This is a genomic window from uncultured Negativicoccus sp., from assembly GCF_902480485.1.
GTDB classification, from domain to species: Bacteria; Bacillota; Negativicutes; order Veillonellales; family Negativicoccaceae; genus Negativicoccus; species Negativicoccus succinicivorans.
In genome coordinates this window covers 1-16,482 of sequence record NZ_CABSTC010000028.1, presented here as the reverse complement: position 1 = coordinate 16,482, position 16,482 = coordinate 1, and the positions used below count along the sequence as shown (strand labels likewise).

The 16,482-nt window shown below is 52.7% G+C and carries 17 protein-coding genes and 1 pseudogene; 10 read left to right on the top strand and 8 right to left on the bottom strand.

What is annotated here, in order from left to right:
- Window positions 1-368: 368 nt before the first annotated feature.
- Window positions 369-1,700 carry a putrescine-ornithine antiporter gene (gene potE, locus RDN69_RS03430; RefSeq protein ID WP_374042373.1) on the bottom strand — a complete coding sequence of 444 codons (1,332 nt, stop codon included), beginning with the start codon at window positions 1,698-1,700 and terminating at the stop codon, window positions 369-371.
- 508 nt (window positions 1,701-2,208) lie between these two features.
- Between potE and RDN69_RS03425 the strand changes: the two genes are divergently transcribed.
- Both RDN69_RS03425 and RDN69_RS03420 read left to right on the top strand, forming a co-directional pair.
- Complete coding sequence (locus tag RDN69_RS03425; protein ID WP_273259336.1) at window positions 2,209-2,931, top strand: TerC family protein; 723 nt, start codon at window positions 2,209-2,211, stop codon at window positions 2,929-2,931.
- Between the two features lie 21 nt (window positions 2,932-2,952).
- On the top strand, window positions 2,953-3,633 hold the full coding sequence (locus RDN69_RS03420; protein WP_273259337.1) for a TerC family protein: 681 nt from the start codon (window positions 2,953-2,955) through the stop codon (window positions 3,631-3,633).
- Window positions 3,634-3,671: 38 nt separating this feature from the next.
- Here RDN69_RS03420 and RDN69_RS03415 read toward each other — a convergent pair whose 3' ends face one another.
- Window positions 3,672-4,436: an SDR family NAD(P)-dependent oxidoreductase gene (locus tag RDN69_RS03415; RefSeq protein WP_273259338.1), complete on the bottom strand. Its 765-nt coding sequence runs from the start codon at window positions 4,434-4,436 to the stop codon at window positions 3,672-3,674.
- Window positions 4,437-4,585: 149 nt separating this feature from the next.
- Between RDN69_RS03415 and RDN69_RS03410 the strand changes: the two genes are divergently transcribed.
- From RDN69_RS03410 to iadA, 3 genes are read left to right on the top strand one after another with little or no spacing between them, the layout of a single operon-like run.
- Window positions 4,586-5,377 carry a nucleoside recognition domain-containing protein gene (locus tag RDN69_RS03410; RefSeq protein WP_024048238.1) on the top strand — a complete coding sequence of 264 codons (792 nt, stop codon included), beginning with the start codon at window positions 4,586-4,588 and terminating at the stop codon, window positions 5,375-5,377.
- Window positions 5,374-5,859, top strand: coding sequence for a nucleoside recognition domain-containing protein (locus RDN69_RS03405; protein ID WP_273259339.1), 486 nt, complete (start codon window positions 5,374-5,376; stop codon window positions 5,857-5,859). Before RDN69_RS03410 ends, RDN69_RS03405 begins: the two co-directional genes overlap by 4 nt.
- A 42-nt stretch (window positions 5,860-5,901) precedes the next feature.
- Window positions 5,902-7,071, top strand: a complete 1,170-nt coding sequence (iadA, locus tag RDN69_RS03400) for a beta-aspartyl-peptidase (RefSeq protein ID WP_288218262.1) — start codon at window positions 5,902-5,904, stop codon at window positions 7,069-7,071.
- Window positions 7,072-7,134: 63 nt separating this feature from the next.
- On the opposite strand, the gene RDN69_RS03395 is transcribed toward iadA, so the two are convergent.
- The 6 genes from RDN69_RS03395 to rbsK form a co-directional block, all read right to left on the bottom strand.
- Window positions 7,135-7,569, bottom strand: coding sequence for a YbjN domain-containing protein (locus RDN69_RS03395; RefSeq protein ID WP_024048241.1), 435 nt, complete (start codon window positions 7,567-7,569; stop codon window positions 7,135-7,137).
- A gap of 273 nt (window positions 7,570-7,842) precedes the next feature.
- Window positions 7,843-8,760: a ribose ABC transporter substrate-binding protein RbsB gene (gene rbsB, locus RDN69_RS03390; protein WP_075939085.1), complete on the bottom strand. Its 918-nt coding sequence runs from the start codon at window positions 8,758-8,760 to the stop codon at window positions 7,843-7,845.
- Window positions 8,761-8,774: 14 nt separating this feature from the next.
- A complete protein-coding gene (gene rbsC / locus RDN69_RS03385; protein ID WP_024048243.1) occupies window positions 8,775-9,707 on the bottom strand; it encodes a ribose ABC transporter permease in 933 nt (310 codons plus the stop codon).
- A 3-nt stretch (window positions 9,708-9,710) separates the two neighbouring features.
- On the bottom strand, window positions 9,711-11,192 hold the full coding sequence (locus tag RDN69_RS03380) for a sugar ABC transporter ATP-binding protein (RefSeq protein ID WP_273259341.1): 1,482 nt from the start codon (window positions 11,190-11,192) through the stop codon (window positions 9,711-9,713).
- 17 nt (window positions 11,193-11,209) lie between these two features.
- Window positions 11,210-11,605 (bottom strand): D-ribose pyranase, encoded by a 396-nt coding sequence (gene rbsD / locus RDN69_RS03375; protein ID WP_034436792.1) that lies wholly within the window; start codon window positions 11,603-11,605, stop codon window positions 11,210-11,212.
- Window position 11,606: 1 nt separating this feature from the next.
- Window positions 11,607-12,479 carry a ribokinase gene (rbsK, locus tag RDN69_RS03370; protein ID WP_273259342.1) on the bottom strand — a complete coding sequence of 291 codons (873 nt, stop codon included), beginning with the start codon at window positions 12,477-12,479 and terminating at the stop codon, window positions 11,607-11,609.
- Window positions 12,480-12,675: 196 nt separating this feature from the next.
- Between rbsK and RDN69_RS03365 the strand changes: the two genes are divergently transcribed.
- The 5 genes and pseudogenes from RDN69_RS03365 to RDN69_RS03345 all read left to right on the top strand — a co-directional run.
- A complete protein-coding gene (locus RDN69_RS03365; protein WP_034436795.1) occupies window positions 12,676-13,158 on the top strand; it encodes a QueT transporter family protein in 483 nt (160 codons plus the stop codon).
- A gap of 77 nt (window positions 13,159-13,235) precedes the next feature.
- A complete protein-coding gene (locus tag RDN69_RS03360; protein ID WP_273259343.1) occupies window positions 13,236-14,315 on the top strand; it encodes an efflux RND transporter periplasmic adaptor subunit in 1,080 nt (359 codons plus the stop codon).
- Window positions 14,302-14,919: a DNA-3-methyladenine glycosylase gene (locus RDN69_RS03355; RefSeq protein ID WP_288218261.1), complete on the top strand. Its 618-nt coding sequence runs from the start codon at window positions 14,302-14,304 to the stop codon at window positions 14,917-14,919. The genes RDN69_RS03360 and RDN69_RS03355 overlap by 14 nt, the downstream gene beginning before the upstream one ends.
- 91 nt (window positions 14,920-15,010) lie before the next feature.
- Window positions 15,011-16,222 carry an MFS transporter gene (locus RDN69_RS03350; protein ID WP_034436820.1) on the top strand — a complete coding sequence of 404 codons (1,212 nt, stop codon included), beginning with the start codon at window positions 15,011-15,013 and terminating at the stop codon, window positions 16,220-16,222.
- A pseudogene (locus tag RDN69_RS03345) lies at window positions 16,219-16,482 on the top strand (hypothetical protein); the annotation flags it as partial. The gene RDN69_RS03350 and the pseudogene RDN69_RS03345, both read left to right, overlap by 4 nt.

Here is a 16,482-nt window from a genome sequence, read left to right as displayed (position 1 = left end):
GCGTTAATTCATTGCATTGTTCAGTTTTCAAAGAACCGTGTCGCTTCGTGCGACTCTTATAGTATACCAAACACTTGGCATTATTGTCAAGCATTTACTATATTTTATTTCGTCGCCGTTCCTTGCGGCTTGATTATCATAGCATTGCGATTATATCTTGTCAAGAATATTTTACGGATATTTGAGTAGATTTTTGCAAACTCATATATATGTATTTAAGTATATGTAAATCATGTAGCGTAAGCCAATGCTTTTGTCTTTTCTAAAACCAATTGTCCTGACGAAAAAGCGCCGCCTCGATAAGGCAACGCTTTTGTTTTTATATTTATAGTATTGTGTGGCAATGCGAGATACGTGAAACCGATCATTCATTTCCAAGCGGGCAGACTGTATTGGACCCGTTCGGGACGACGAGCCACGGTACCGCGATAAAGCAGGTAACCGATAAAAAGCACAATTACGGCACCGCGAATCGCTCCCAGACCTGCCGCATATATGGCGTACATGGAATACGCAAGCGCCAAAGCGGAGATCCCGCGCATCCACCGGATCTGTTTGATCGGCAAACCGGCGGCCCGCAAAAGTGTCGGCGCGGCGAGGCAGCAGTACAGATAGGGTACGACATTGGTTACCACAGCGAGATTGACCAATCTTTCAAATTGCGCAAACAGGTATTCGTCCGTGGTCATCAATGCCAGCAGCGATTGAAGGACCAGCAGAATCAACGTGCCGTTAACAGGCACGCCCTGTTTGGAAAGGCGGCCGAATATTTTCGGAAACACACCGCTTTGCGCGCTGCTTTTAAATACCTGCGCGAGCGTAAATTGCCAGCAAAGGAGCGCACCCATGCAGGAAACAACCATCATCGCCATAACGATTTTTCCAACGGTGCCGCCAAACAACACGGCGAAAGTCAAACCGAACGGCGCATTGGAATGCAACAAATCAAGATTCGGCACAATGCCCGCCATCACATTGGTTGAAGCAATGTAAACAACGGCGACGGCAAGCGTGCCGAAAAAGGTAGCGCGCGGTACATCCCGCTGCGGATTTTCAATCGCGTCCATATTCACGGCCGCGGATTCAAAACCGAGGAACGCCCAAAGAGTCAACGTGACGGATTCACTGACCGCGGAAAAGAACGGCGTCTCGGACGGATTCCACGACTCGATATAGAGCGTGGAATCAAACCAAAACCAACCGGCGACGGTTAAGAAAAGAACGGGCAAAAGCGAGCCCCAAACCGTCACGGAACTGATGCTCCCCGTCCAACGGCTGCCGCCGAAATTGAGAACACCCGCCACCCACAAAAGCAACATGGTCGCGGCGGCAATTTGGCCGGGATGCGGTTGCCAGCCGAAAAGAGTAGCGCCATACCCGACAGCCGATACGGCGATCGCCACATTGGCAATAATAAGGGAAACCGAATACGCGAAATTCGTCATGAAATAACCAGGCAAGCCGAAACGATACGCGGCATAACCGCCCATGCCGCCACTATGCCGCGTGAACATGCCGCATTGGGCAAAAACATGCGCCAAAAGCAATGAGCCGACCGCTGTCACCAACCAGGACAGAACGGAAATAGTCCCCACCTGCGCCAGCTTGGTAGGAAGCATAATGATCCCTGCGCCCAACATATTCGCGGCCGTCAACATCGTCAGTTGCCACACATTCATTTTTTTCGTTACTTTTGCCAATGTACTCACCTCGCTTTAAATGTACCGTGGAGAGTTACGAGTCAAGTTCTTCGAAGCAACCGCAGACTCGTTGCGACTTGCCGACTATCGTATCAATAATAGAGTTAATTCGTGCGCGATAGATCACGATAGATAATGATAGATAACGATAGGTAATGATAGATATGAATAAATCACATTTTTGCTCGATTTTTCTCTTTGGTGCATTTATTTTAACACCTATCCTCCTCTTTGCATAGTACTTTACAAAATTTATTTTCCGTTTTTAAAACGAATAGAAAACGCCCCGTTTTAGGGCTTGGCCCTTACCTTGATAACCTCTTTTTATATTTGGTATAATAGTTTTCGTAAAAGGGAGTAACTAATTCGTCGTCGTCAACAACCCTGCTGATAAAAAAGCTGGCGCGACCATCCGCAGGATGCAGTGAGACTTTTACTTGCAGCATGCAAGATAAAAGTCTCTTTCTTTATGTTAAAACGTCTCACGTTAGCCTGGAAAGGTAGTGTCATGGATTTTTTATCCCCTTCATTTTTACTTTCCCTCGGATCCATCATCCTTTTGGATTTGGTTCTCGCAGGTGATAACGCGGTCGTGATCGCGATGGCGGCTCGCCAATTGCCGCCGCATTTACAAAAGCGGGCGATTTTTATCGGTACGGCCGGCGCGATCATCGTTCGCGCGCTGATGACTGTAATCGCCACATGGTTATTGGGCGTGCCCCTGATCCAGGCCATCGGCGGTCTGATTTTAATTCCGATCGCGATCAAGCTACTGCATCAGACGGGCAAGGATTCCGATACGGTCGTCGCCGCCACATCACTCGGCGGCGCGATTCGTACGATTATCGTGGCCGATGTCGCGATGGGAATCGATAATGTGCTCGCCATCGCCGGCGTTGCCCAAGGTAATATTGTCCTCGTAATAATCGGCCTTTTGGTCAGCATCCCGTTGGTGGTTTGGGGCAGTCAACTGATCGCCCGACTGATGGATCAATATCCGATCCTGGTGCCCGCGGGGGCGGCCTTGCTCGGTTACGCGGCCGGTACGATGATCGTGCACGATCCGATCGTCGGTCGCTACCTGCTCAACATTTCGCCGCTCATGGAATACTTCGTTCCCGCCGCGATCATTCTGTTCATTCTCGGTTTACCGCGCCTGCTGAGCAAAAAATCATCTGCATCGACAGATACGACAGTTACCGAAGACAAGACGAATAACGAACAAAAATAATTTTTAAGTGAGGTCCTGGTATTGGAAATTTTAACGTTACAATTTTGGCTCTCTGTGGCGTCCATTATTGTTTTAGATTTAGTATTGGCCGGCGATAATGCGGTCGTCATCGCGATGGCGGCACGGCAGTTGCCGGCGCGTTTGCAAAATAAAGCCATCTTCATCGGCGCGGCCGGCGCTATCGTGGTTCGGGCGTCGCTGACTCTGGTCGCGGTCAAGCTGCTGACGATACCTCTTTTGCAGGCCATCGGCGCGTTGATTTTAATTCCGATCGCGATCAAACTGTTGCTGCCGCAGGAAAACTCGTCAACCGGCGTGAAAAAAGTCGCTTCCCTCGGTTCGGCCGTGCGTACGATCATCATTGCCGACGTGGTCATGAGTTTGGATAATGTGTTGGCCGTCGCGGGCGCGGCGCAGGGCGATCCACTGCTCGTCATCATCGGTTTGCTCATCAGTATCCCGCTGATCATCGGCGGCAGTAAACTGATCGCCCATTTCATGGAGCGCTTCCCGCTGCTGATCCCGCTCGGGGCTGCGATCCTCGGTCATACATCGGGCGTTATGCTGCTGCATGACGGCATCGTCGGACCGTATCTTACGGCCTATATTCCGTACGCCGCCTACGCGGTTCCCGCACTGACGATTGCCATTGTGTTGCTTGTGCCCTATGCGCTCGTACATTGGAACAAGCGACAACGCTAACAACAAAAAAACACCGCCTTGAGCGGTGTTTTTTTGCTTTATTTACTTTTATGAATCATCGAGCCGGTCGCCTGCTGGTTCGCCAAGATCGTCACATCACTGATCTGCACGCGCCGCGGACGTGAAATAACGAATGCAATGATTTCGGCGATATCCTCCGGCGTCAATGCTTCCACACCGGCATAGACCGCCGCCGCTCGGTCATTGTCCCCTTTGAAGCGAACTTGCGAAAACGGTGTCTCAACAATGCCCGGCATGATCGTCGTCACTTTAATGTCGGTCGCAATCGTTTCAATACGAATCGCATCGCCAAGCATTTTGACGGCCGCTTTTGTGGCGCAGTATACGGCGCCGCCGGCGTACGCGCCTTGCCCCGCGGTCGAGCCGAGGTTCACGATATGGCCGTGGCCGCGTTCAATCATCGCGGGCAGCATCGCTCTTGTCACGTACAATAAACCTTTCACATTCGTATTGACCATCTCATCGACGTCATCGAGATCATTTTCCGCATAGGGTTTCAATTCTCGCGCGAGCCCGGCGTTATTGATCAAAATGTCGGGCACCAGTCCTTCTTCCACAAGCTGTTGGCCGACACGTTCCACCATCGCGCGCTTGGTCACGTCCAGCGGGAAAACATGCACTTTCGCGCCGTATTTTTCTTCCCATACGGCGGCCGCCTGCGACATCGGTTCGGTGCGTCGAGCGAGCAGAATTAATTCATAATTTTCTTGCGCCAAGAGTTCGGCGGTAGCCAGGCCGATACCCGAACTCGCTCCGGTAATCATTACGATAGGTTGCGTCATGGTTTTTCCTCCCTGATGATTTCTATGTGCAGTATACCATAGCATTTTTAGCAAAATATAGACAAAACCTTGTGGAAAAACAAAAAGTATATTGCAAATGGATTTTTGTTTGTGTACAATGGACTAAATAAAGTAAAAGGAGGCTTAGTATGGCTCAAACAAATGAAGAAGTTCGCGATACCGAACTTCACCAAGAAGAGATTCGTCCTGACGCCACTGCGACGGATCCTGTAGTGACAAACCCTGCCCCACGGCCGGCGACGCCTCAAGAAGAAGGTCCCGCGATTACCTGGGGAAGCTATGTGGCTTTTTTCGGAGCATTGCTGTTTTTCTCCGGTCTTTTCGCCGAGGCGGCCGGCTGGTGGAAAGTGTTCGACTTTTCGGTCCTCAACGGCAGTTTCGGTACCTGGGAAACAGCGGCCGGTAAGATGGCTTCGTTCCGCGGTTCCGGCGGTACCGGCGCGCGCGACGGTTTTGTGTTTGCGCTGACGTTGCTTCCGGCTTTGATTTTCGCGATCGCTCTCATCCATGTGGTCGAAGGCTACGGCGGCTTGAAAGTCGCTCAAAAAATGCTTTCGCCGTTACTGCGTCCGCTCTTGGGCATCCCGGGCGTGTGCGGTCTGGCGATGATCGCTAACTTGCAGACGACCGATGCGGCGGCCGGCATGACCAAAGTGCTCTATGAAGACGGCTTGATCACCAGCCGAGAACGTTCCATTTTCTGCGGCTACCAGATTTCCGGCTCCGCGCCGCTCTCGAATTATTTCTCTTCGGGCGTAGCCGTGTTTTCCATCCTCTTGGTACCGATCGGCTTGCCGATACTGGTCATTATGATTTTCAAATTTATCGGCGGCAATATCGTCCGCTTCTATCTGCGAGCCACGGAAGGCCGTGACCCGCAAGCACAGACCACCGAAGGAAAGGCGGGTGACGTCGCATGAGTGAAGTACGTACTGCGCAAGTGAAACGCAAAGGCTTCATTGAGCTCTTCACTGAAGGCGCGTACAACGGTCTGATGATCGGTATTCGCAACATGCTGCCGAACGTCATGCTCGCTTTCATCCTGATTCACGCGTTAAAAATCACGGGGCTTTTGGATTGGATCGGCTCGATCGCAGGTCCGATCATGTCGCTCTGGCTTCTGCCGGGCGTAGCGATCACCGTGATCATGGCTTCATTGCTTTCAATGGGCGGCGCTATCGGCATCATGGCGGCCCTCTTAGCCGCCGGCGCTATCAGCCCGTACGAAGCGACCGTAATGGTACCGGCCTGCTACCTGATGGGCAATCCGGTGCAAAACGTCGGCCGCGTATTGGGTACGGCGGAAGTTCCGGGAAAACATTACCCTATCATCATTTTCATCTGCGTATTTAACGCAATGGCTTCCATCTGGGCCATGGAATTGATCATGACATTATTCTAAAACGCCGCCCTTCGGGGCGGTTTTTGCTGAAAGGATACCTTTATGCTGACCTTATTAAAGAATGCGCATGTATTTGCGCCAGAAGACCTCGGAACGAAAGATATTTTAATCGCCAACGGCGTCATCGAAGCCATCGATGACCAACTTGATGTGCAAGGCGTGGAAGTGGAAATAATCGACTGCGAAGGTATGCGGTTGATTCCCGGTTTTATCGACGGCCACGTTCATATCACGGGCGGCGGCGGCGAAGGCGGCTTTCATACCCGCACGCCGGAAATGCCGTTATCCAGCGCGACACGCTGCGGCGTGACCACCATTTGCGGCCTGTGCGGTACCGACGGCGTGACCCGTTCGCAGGAAAACTTACTCGCCAAAGCGTATGCGTTGGAAAATGAGGGCCTCACCGCCTACATGTATGTCGGTTCGTACGAAGTACCGACACCGACCATCACCGGCAGCATTCGTTCCGATATCATGCTGATCGATAAATGTATCGGCGCCGGCGAAATCGCCGTTTCCGATCACCGTTCGTCGCAACCGAATTACGATCTCTACCGCGATATCGTCGCGCAGGTGCGCGTTGGCGGCATGCTTGCGGGCAAAGCGGGCATCGTCAATTTCCACATGGGCGACGGCGAGCGCGGACTCGAGCCGCTGCGTCAGATCGCCAACGAAACGGAAATTCCTTATACCAACATGCTGCCGACCCACACCAACCGCAACGAACATCTGTTTAACGAGGCGGTCCAATATGTTAAAGACGGCGGCTATATCGACCTCACATCCTGCGTCAGTCCGGAATTAGGGAGCAAACATGCCGTCAAACCGTCCAAAGCGATCCGCCGCTTAATCGATGAGGGTTGCGACATGTCGCACGTCCTGATGAGTTCGGACGGCTACGGTTCGGTGCCGCTTTTTGATGATCACGGCAACAATATTGGCGTCGGCATCGGCGATCAGTCCTCACTGATGACCGAATTCCGCGATGCGGTCGAAACGGAAGGCTGCGACTTTACGACGGCCCTTTCCATTCTCACCAAAAACGTCGCCGACCTCTTCCGCTTCAAGAATAAAGGCGAAATCGCCGTCGGCAAAGATGCCGACTTCATGACGATCAACGACCGGTTTGAACTGCAAAAACTGTGGGCCAAAGGCCGTCTCATGGTCGATAAAGGTGAACCGATCGTCTTTGGCACATTTGAAAAGCATTGAGCTTTTCGCACCGGCACGGCAATAAAAAAGAACCGCAAGCGCGGTTCTTTTTTGATTGGTTTTTTACGCCCAGATTTTTTTCATCAGACCGGAGTAATTCTCCGTCAGGTGACCGACCATAACATCCAAAATCACACGGATTAATTCCGGATTGAAGTCATCATCCGTTGTCGGTACGCAGGCGTCCAGGAAAATATTTCCTTCTTCATCGAGAAAATATTTGAAGACTTTGTACGAACGGTTTTGTTCGTTCAGGTAGGTCAATACCTGTTCTTCATTTTTCTCTTTGAGCGCGCCCGTCGCCACCTGGACACGAATCATAACGTAGATGGTGTCGTCGACGAAAAGCGCCGTCGGCAGGCTTTGACCTTCCGTTTGGATATGGGAACGGAACACATGCGTGTGGATTTCATCACCGATCTCTTCCACCTGGAAGATACCCGGATGATTTGCTTCAAAATACTCTTTCAGTGCTTTTGCTTTTGTTGCCTCGGCCATATTGATGCCTCCTCTGTAGTGGTCATATAATAATTTTATTATAAACTAAAAAACGAGCGCGGTACAGTCACAAAAGTAAAGCAACATCGTATGCATGTCTTTTTTACATTTCATTGACAAGACAGAAACACGATGGCCAATAACCGCTACCGTTGTTTCCTGCCGGTTTCAGCACCGCTCAGCGGGGGCAATGTAGGTTCACTTTTCCACAAAAAAGGACAAGCATTTGCTTGTCCTTTTTATCTACCTCACCAAGTTGTCATGGAACTGCGTTTATTTCGTGACGAGTTTCAACGGTACCGCGATATGATCGGCAACCGCTTCTTTTTTAACCGCTTTAACGGCGGCTTCAAGACCCTGTTCGCCCATCAGTTTCGGCTGCTGCGCGATCGTAGCTGCCATGGAACCGTCTTTAACGGCTTTAATACCGTCTTCCGTGCCGTCAAAACCGACGATAAATACTTGTTTACCGGCGCTCTTCGCCGCTTCAATAGCACCGAGTGCCATTTCATCGTTGTGCGCGAAAATAGCCTGAATTTCGGGGTTGGCTTGTAAAATATTTTCCGCTACCGTCAGACCTTTGGTCCGATCGAATTCTGCCGTCTGTTTGGCGACAATATTCAATTTGCTGTCGGCGAGTTTGTGGAAGCCTTCACCGCGTTCACGAGTCGCAGATGCGCCCGGGATACCTTCCATTTCGGCAACCGCTACATTGCTGCCGAGTTTATCGATGATGTATTGTGCCGCCATTTCGCCGCCTTTAACGTTATCGGAAGCGATCAAAGATACGACTTGGCCGCCATCAGAAGCACGGTCTACCATCAGAACCGGAATACCGGCTTTGTTGGCCGCTTCGACCGAGTTGGCGATCGCCGCGGAGTCGACCGGGTTGATCAACAAAACATTTACTTTGTGTTGGATCAAGTCTGCTACATCATTGGCCTGTTTAGCCGGATCGTTCCCCGCGTCAAGCGTCTGTACGTCCACGCCCAAAGCTTTCGCTTTTTCAGTGACACCGTCGCTCAACGTGACGAAGAACGGATTGTTCAAAGTCGATACGGAGAAACCTACCGTAATTTTTTCACCGGTTTTAGCCGCCGGTGCTTCCTTTTTGTCGCTGCCGCCGCAACCGGCCATCAAAACGACCAGGCAAAGCGACATCACGACGAGTAATAACTTGCGTAATTTCATTCCATAACCCCCTCTTATTTTTTGCGATCCATCAGAACCGCCAACAAAATAACGCCGCCTTTGACAACTTGTTGGTAAAAACTGGAAACATTCAAAATATTAAGTCCGTTTGTGAGCGTGGCGATGATCAACGCACCAATCAGAGAACCCGTGATGCGGCCTTTACCACCGGCCAGACTGGTCCCGCCCAAAACGACCGCAGCGATCGCGTCAAGCTCATAACCGGTCCCTGCCGTAGGTTGGGCAGAGTTGAGGCGGCTCGTAATGATGATGCCCGCCAACGCGGTTAAAAGGCCCGTGATCGCGTACGCGAAAATTTTGACACGCGAGATATGAATACCCGCGATATACGATACTTTTTCACTGCCGCCGACCGCATACGTTTTCCGGCCGAGCGTTGTTTTATTTAAAATAAACCAGCAAAGCGCGAACATGAGCAGCGTCGTGATCGCCGGTACCGGCACACCGAAGACATCGCCCACACCGAACGCCGTAAAAAACGGATGCGAGGTCAAGCCGCTGATCGGGCGACCGTTACTGTACACCAGCGTCGCTCCGCGGAAGATCGTCATCGTCGCCAGGGTCGCGATAAACGGCGCGACTTTGCCGTACGTGATAATGAGTCCGTTGGCCGCGCCGAGCGCGATGCCGATCAGACAGCAGAGCGCCATGCTCATAACCGGATCCATACCGCTCTTAATCATGCCCGCCATCAACGCAGTCGAAAGTGCCAGCAGCGAACCGACGGAAAGATCAATGCCGCCGGTCAGAATGACAAACGTCATGCCGAAGGAAATCAGCGCGTTGACCGAGACTTGCCGCAACAGGTTCGACAGGTTGGACGGATTAAGAAATGTCGGATTGAGTGCCGTCAAAATGACGAACAGCAGTACCAGACCTAAAAGCGGTCCGAGATTACGCAATAGATTTTTCACATTTGTCGACATGAATTACTGTCCCCCTGTAGCTAATGTAATAATTTTTTCCTGCGTGGCTTCACTGCGATCCAGCACGCCCGCGATCGAACCCTCGCGAATCACCATAATGCGATCACTCATCCCGATGACTTCCGGTAATTCCGAGGAAACCATAATGATGGCAACACCGGCCGCCGTCAACTCATTCATTAAATCGTAAATATCCCGTTTGGCGCCGACGTCGATACCGCGCGTCGGTTCGTCCATAATCAGAATGGCCGGTTTCATACCGATCCATTTCGCAATGACGACTTTTTGTTGGTTGCCGCCCGAAAGCGTTCCGACCGGTTCCGTCAGCGACTGCGCCTTAACGCCGAGACGCTTGGCGAGCATTTCCGTAAATTCATTTTCCGCGCCGCGGCGCACGTATTGGTGCGAAGCAAATTTTTCGATGCTCGGCAACGAAATATTATCGCCGATGGAAAAATCTAAAATCAGACCTTCCGTCTTACGGTTTTCGGTAATAAAACCGATCCCCGCCTTAATGGCATCCGACGGGTTATCGATCTTCATCGCCTGCCCGTGAATTTTAATTTCACAGCTGTCTTTTTTATCGACGCCGAAAAGCGCGCGCATAATCTCGGTACGGCCGGCCCCCATCAGACCCGCAATCCCCAAGATCTCGCCTTCGCGAATCGTAAACGAAACGTCGTGGAACACGCCCGCGCTGTTCAAATTATTAATTTCAAAAACGACTTTGCCCGGCGTTACCGTGCGCTCCGGATAGTATTCCGTCAACGAACGGCCGACCATATCGGATACGACGCGATCCATCGTCGTTTTCGCGACAGGTTGCGTGGAAATCGCCATGCCGTCGCGCATCACGGTTACCGTATCGCAAAGTTCGAAGACTTCTTCCATGCGGTGCGAAATGTAAATGATGCCGACGCCTTTGGTCCGCATCTGACCTAGCACTCGGAACAGCACTTCGGTTTCCCGCTCACTCAAAGCGGCGGTCGGTTCGTCCATGATCACGATCTGCGCGTCAAGCATCAGCATGCGCACAATCTCCGTCAACTGTTGCTGACCGACAGAGCAGTCCTGCGCCTCTTTTTCAAGCGGCAGGGAAATATTCAGTTCGTCACATTTGGCTGCCGCCAATTCGCGCATGCGATCCCAGTCCAGCATGCCCAATGAATTTTTAAGCGGACGCATCAGAAAAAGATTTTCCAGAATCGTCAAATTCGGCCAAATATTTAATTCCTGATGGACAAACGCAATTCCGAAATCTTCCGCTTCGCGCGGCGACGTAAATACTCGCTCTTCGCCGTCCACCCGAATCGTGCCGTTATCGGCCTTGTGCAGACCCGTCAAAATATTCATCAGAGTCGACTTGCCCGCCCCGTTTTCACCCATTAAGGCATGAATCTCACCGGGTCGAACCGTCAGATTGACTCCTAAGAGCACTCGGTTCTGTCCGAATGCTTTGGAGATGTCACGCATCTCAATTTGCATACTGTCACTCCTTGCAGCTAAAAGATACAGCCGCTTTGTAAAATCACATTGGCATACGGCGTCGCCTCACCCGTACGAATAATCGCTTTGACGTCGTGCGAATATTCCTTCAAGCGTTCATGCGTTACATACGCACCGGGGATATCTCCCATTAATTGTTGCATCTCCTGAAACAGCGGCAAATTTTGTGAATCCATTTCGCTCGCAATCAGGTACTGTTCCACTTTCATGTTATCCATGACGACGCGCAGCACGTCCAAAAAAGACGGCACACCGAATTCCAGCGCCAGATCAATTCGTTCCACTTCGCGCGGAATCGGTAACCCGCAGTCGGCAATCATGATCCGATCAGTATGACCGAGATCGGCAAGTACTTTTGCAATCTTGCTGTTCAAAATTCCGTGTTTCTGCATGTCATGCCTCCATCTCGTTGCGCCACGGCATCGCGCCCTGTGCGCCGTGCGCGGTAACCGAACGTGCGGCCGCGTGGTTGGCAAACCGCAGCGCCGTTTCAAGATCCTGTCCTTCACTGATCGCAACCGCAAACGCGCCGTTGAACGTATCTCCTGCGCCGGTCGTATCGACGACGGTGACCGTTTCCCCGGCGACGCGGTGAACGCTCTTGCCGTCATAGTAATCGACGCCGTCTTTACCGCGCGTCACAATCAATTTTTTCTGCCATTCCGCCGACAGTTCCAACGGATCCGCCACATCAAACAAGAGCGCCAGTTCGTGATCGTTCGGCGTAATGTAGCGGCACATCGCCATAACGTCCGGCGCCAATTCACGCGCCGGTGCCGGATTCCAAAGTACCGGAATGTTCCGTTCGGCGCAAAGACGAATCGCGTCTTCGGTCACATCCTGCGGTACCTCATTTTGCAACAGCACCATATCCAATTCCCCCAGCTGATCCAGCGCCTGTTCAATATGCGCCGCGGTCAACTGAAAATTCGCCGCCGGCACTACCAATATGCTGTTATCTCCTTCGGTCAGCGTAATGTGCGCTGTGCCCGTTGAAACGCCGGGAAGGGTCATTAAAAAGCGGGCGTCTACGCCGTTTTTTACAAAATTTTCGCAGAGCATTTCCCCGTAGGCATCTTCGCCGATGGCTCCGATCATTGCCACGTCCGCTCCGAGTCGTGCCGCCGCTACCGCCTGATTGGCTCCTTTACCGCCGCAACTCATAAAAAAATGTTCTGCAAACAGCGTCTCACCCGCTTGCGGACGCCGGGCCGCTTCCACGACCAAGTCTACAGAACAACTGCCGATAACCGCCAATTTTGCCATGCCGTAACCTCCTGCCGGTATGTAGCCGTATCGATATCTTGTCCAACATATTCATAAACAGTATACATCAAAAACGGAGATTTATCAGTAAAATTATTCATTTCTTGTTCTCCGCCTCGCTCTATGCTACACTATATCGGTGCGAAGTGTTTTCTTGGTCCCACTTCGTAAAAACAAAAACAAGGAGGAATGGAACATGAATACTCGTATGCTCGTCATCAATGCGGTGTTGGCCGCAGTGTACGCGCTCCTTACGGTCGCGCTGGCGCCGTTCAGCTACGGACCCGTGCAGGTACGTTTATCGGAGGTACTGACGCTGCTCGCGTTTTACCAACCGAAAGTCGTACCGGGGTTAATTCTCGGCTGCCTGCTTGCGAACCTTGCGAGCCCGTTCGGCATGATCGACATTGTGGTCGGCACGTTCGCCACCGCGATCGCCGTCTACGGTATGCGCTACATGCCCAACATCTGGACCGCTTCGCTCTTGCCCGTCGTGTCCAACGGCGTGCTCATCGGCGCGGAGCTCGCGTACCTCGGTGCGCTGGAAGGCGAAAGCGTCGGTTTAACCATGCTCTACATTGCCGCCGGCGAATTCGTCGCAGTCAGCGTGTTAGGCTGCGTACTGATGCCGCTTTTATGGCGCAATACCGCATTTCGACGACTCTTGCAGGACCTATAAAAATACCCGCCGCGGCGGGTATTTTTTATTGTCGGAGCAACGGCAGATGCTATAATACGATAGAACAGAGGTGAATTATGCAACCACGTAAAAAACTTTGGTGGGGACTCAGTGCCCTCCTTATTTTACTTATACTCGGTCTGGGCAGTTGGTGGTACATGGCGCGCAGCAAAAGCGTCGACGTAGTCATCGTCAAACCCGTCACCGAACCGCTCATGATTACGCGCGATGTGACCTTGGCTCCGTTGTACAGCGCGACCGTTTCACCGGCCGCGTCCGGGCCGATTCTCGGTCCGGTGCCTACGGTCGGCACGAATGTCAGTGTAAATGATCATTTATTCACGATCGATGTCAGTCCGTACGAGGCGCAGCTGGCGCGAGCGCGCAACGCCACAAGCGAAGCCTCCGCCGCGCCGGCCGCGCCGCCGGTCAACACACCCGTGATCACGGAGGCGCAACAACTTTTGCAGCAGGGTATTATTACGCAGGCGGAATACGCTAAAATTGTCGCGCGTGAACAGGCGAAGCAACCGTCCGTGTATACTCCGTCCGCTGCCGCGGCGCCGGACACTTCGACGATTGAGCGTCAGATTGCCGCCGCCAACGTTACCGCGCCGGTCGCCGGAAAAGTCACCGCGGTGTACGTTACCGCTGACGGCGTGGCTGTGCAAGACCGTCCTGCGCTGGTCATCGCCTCCCTTTCGCCATTGGTGGGTGAAATGCCTCTTCCCAATGCCCTTACGGAAGCCGTTCAACAAGCCCGCACCGCGCCTGAAACCACGCTTACGTTACGGGTCAACGGTCACGACTACTTCGGTGAAATGACCGCGCTCTCCCCAACGGGCGGCGACGTAACCGCACTGAAGTTCCGGTTTGACAATCCCGGCGAGATGTTGCAGCCCGCCACCCCCTATCCGCTCACGTTGAAGCTGCCGACCAAGGTTTCGCTGATTCATTTGCCGCGTAGCAGCAACATCGGTGACGATACGGTGTACATTGTCACTGCGGACGGTCTGATTGACGCCCGACACGTCACTACCGCTTATGTTGACGGTGACGATTGGGTCGTCTTGGCAGGTCTTACGGCCGGCGAACGCGTCATCGCCGAACCGGCCCCGCATTTGGAAATCGGGATGCATGTCGATGTCCGCGCTTAATTGGTTTCGCCGGCCGCGATTTACGCAGGAAGAGCTTACGACCGACGCCGTGACGGCGGCGCGTCGTTTGTTGGGCGCCACGCTTTGGCACCGCAGTCCCGAAGGACTGGTCGGCATCCGACTCACGGAAACGGAAGCCTACGGCGGCACCTATCGCGGTCATCCGGACGATGCGTCGCACGCGTATCGCGGCGAAACGAATCGCAATCGCCCCATGTTCGGTCCCGCCGGTCATATGTATGTATATCTTGTTTACGGCTTGCACCACTGCGCCAACATTGTCGTCGATGTGGACGGCATGCCGGCCGCCGTGCTCTTGCGCGCGGGTAAAATCATTTACGGCGACGATTTGGTGCGCGCGCGGCGCGCCGGCATCCGACCGGAGCACTGGACCGACGGTCCCGGAAAACTGGCGCGCGCGTTGGGGATAAGCACCGCGCTTTCCGGCAAAACCGTCTTGTCCGGCAATCTGCAGTTGCGGCACGGCAAAATCGCCAACGATGAAATGATCGTTCGTAATGTTCGCCGCGGCATTGATTATGCGACGTATGGAAAATCATTTCCCTGGCAATTTAAACTGATCAAAAAACGAAAAAATGACTGACAAAATCTCTTCATTTTGTTATACTGTTAAAGTTAATGGCGCTGTGGGAGAACGGCGCCGTTTTGTGTGGAATGATTCTTAGGAGGCGTGTATGAGTTATCGAAATCGTATTTTGTGGTCATCTATTTTCGGCCTGGGGCTGGAAAGTATCGACATCATGATGCTGTCATTCACCTTGACATCCATTATGGCGACATTCGGTTTGAGCGGCGCGCAGGGCGGCATGATCTCGACTGTCACCAACATCGGTATGCTGTTGGGCGGAATTACGTTCGGTTTGCTCGCCGACAAATACGGACGCATTAAGATTTTTTCCTATTCGATTCTGCTGTTTTCAATCGCCACCGCGTTAATCGGCTTTTCGCCCAACATTTGGTGGGTAGCGGCTTGCCGCTTCCTCGCCGGTGTCGGCGGCGGCGGTGAATTCGGTGTGGGCATGGCGATGCTCGTGGAAGCGTTTCCGCGCCACGAACGCGGGAAGGCCAATTCCTACGTCACGATCGGCGGCCAAGTAGGCGCCATCATTGCGGCGCTGCTGGCGTACTTCCTGCTGCCTGTCGTCGGTTGGCGCGGTCTTTTCATCTTCGGTATCGTACCGGTTTTTCTGGCGGTTGCGGTTCGTTACCACTTGCCGGAAACTCCCCAATGGATCGCCGCTAAAGAAGCGGCGGAAGCGCAGGGAAAATCCTTGAATGTTTCTTTATCGGAGCTGGTAAAAACGCCGCGCCTCGCGTGGACTACGGTGACGCTTATCATTATGTCGTCCGTGCAGGTCAGCGGTTACTTCGGCTTAATGACTTGGTTGCCTTCGATTTTGCAAAAACAGTTGGGGCTGACGATTTCCGGTTCCGCGCTTTGGACCATCAGCACCATCGTCGGCATGTGTCTGGGCATGCTTTTATTCGGACGTTTCATGGACAGCCTCGGCGCCAAAAAATCGTACGGCATCTTTCTTTTGTGCTCGGCCGTTTCCGTTCTGCTTTACGCTTATGCCAACAGCGGTATCGCCATCTTACTCGGCGGCGCGGTAGTCGGGTTCTTCGCCAACGGCATGAATGCGGGCTACGGCACCTTGATTTCAAGCTTTTATCCGCCCAATATTCGCGCCACCGCCAATAATACGATCTTTAATATCGGACGCGCGATCGGCGGTTTCTCACCGATCGCCATCGGTTATTTGTTGCAATACTATACCATTGGATACGCGATGCTCTACTTCACGGCGCTCTATTTGATCTCGTTCGCGGTGATGTTGACTTTGAAACGCGATCCGTCCGTCGTTGACGCGGAGGAAATGTTATGAGTATTCACTTGCAAGGCGTTACGCCCGGCTCTTTAGGCGAGGCGACATTGCTTGTTGGCGATCCCGGCCGCATTCCGCTGGTCACCGATCATTGGCAAAATGTCACCGAACTTTGCCGGAATCGCGAGTTCGTCGTCTGTTCCGGTACATACGAAGACAAATTGTTTTCGGTCTGCTCGACCGGTATCGGCCTGGGATCGACGGAAATCGCCGTGATGGAGCTTATCGAAAACGGCGCGCAAGCATTTGTGCGTGTCGGC